Annotated in this window: 3 protein-coding genes; all 3 read right to left on the bottom strand. The window is 48.9% G+C overall.

Translation table 11 applies throughout. From position 1 onward, the window contains the following. A partial coding sequence (locus ABVT36_RS19085) for a hypothetical protein (protein ID WP_368457980.1) occupies nt 1-558 on the bottom strand: 558 nt, incomplete at its 3' end. 191 nt (nt 559-749) lie between these two features. Further along, a complete protein-coding gene (locus ABVT36_RS19080; RefSeq protein ID WP_367149573.1) occupies nt 750-914 on the bottom strand; it encodes a hypothetical protein in 165 nt (54 codons plus the stop codon). Further along, on the bottom strand, nt 911-1,091 hold a 181-nt coding region (locus ABVT36_RS19075; RefSeq protein ID WP_368457979.1), incomplete at its 5' end, for a hypothetical protein. The genes ABVT36_RS19080 and ABVT36_RS19075, both read right to left, overlap by 4 nt.

Raw genomic sequence — 1,091 nt, 5'->3', positions numbered from 1 at the left:
GTGAATATCACCGCTGTAACTACCACTGTTCTTTTTTTGATGGAGCTCGTAGCGGGATATGGTCCCAGTGGCTGCGCCCCACTTGACGGTAAATACGCCGTCGTCATCCTGACTGGGAAAGTTCTCGAAATTACCGGCAATGCCGGGCTTGCGGGCTACGTTTACTGTGGCTGAATCGCTATCGGTGTAAGTTTGGCAATCGAGGGCTTCACCCGGGGGCGTAAAGCAATAGGTTTTCTCCCAATAGATACTATACTTGTACACCCCGGTTGATCTGTTGGAATAGGTTTTGGTACGGTTCGTGGAGTCAGAAATTACAAACGAATTGATAACAGTACCATTTTTCCGTTCAGAAAAAGTACCCGGGCCTCTGTACGATACGGTATAGGAACCGTCCGGGCTGTTGGATTCCGATACCGATACATTCACATCGACTTGTGCAACAGCAACGGGCAAAAGGCACCAAGTTGAAACAAAGAAAAGAAGGTATTTAGAAAGGTTGAACCTAACGGATGAACAGATAACACCCGCTAGTGCCTGATAATTGCGCAGACCCATCGAAGACCCCAAGAAGCTTTTATTTTATGGCGGGAGATTCTCCACAGACAAAGCTAATGGTCAATTACACGCCATTACACCCAGAAATATTGCGGAATTCATCACACTTAAAGCCTGACCTAATTCACGCTTAGTACCATGAACGGCACCAATAATGATGGACAGCACCTGAAAATCGGAATGATCAACCTCTAAAAAGCGGCTTCGGTGCCCTGCGATGCCTTTGCTGATACCGCATTAATCCGCTTTTGAATCGCATCCAGTTTTAGCTGCTTGGCCTTACGTGGAATATCTTCGACTAAAATACGCTCGCGTCGCTTGCGTAATTCACTCAGGCGCTGGCTGGCTTGGTTCACTGGTCGGCTCCGGTTTCATTCTCCTGGACGCATTCCTGCCAGATTTCTGCAAGGTACTGCGCAAGGCGCTCGCGCACATCAAAGTAGGGATTGGGCACAAACACCCCGGATACTTCCGGGGCGCTGAGGATGCGTTCAAGACTGGCTTTGGGATCTGTTACGGAGCGCAGATACTCC

The sequence above is a fragment of the Microbulbifer sp. TYP-18 genome (assembly GCF_040932045.1).
Classification (GTDB): Bacteria; Pseudomonadota; Gammaproteobacteria; order Pseudomonadales; family Cellvibrionaceae; genus Microbulbifer.
The sequence above is the reverse complement of the archived record's forward strand: the minus strand, read 5'-3'. Positions and strand labels throughout refer to the sequence as shown.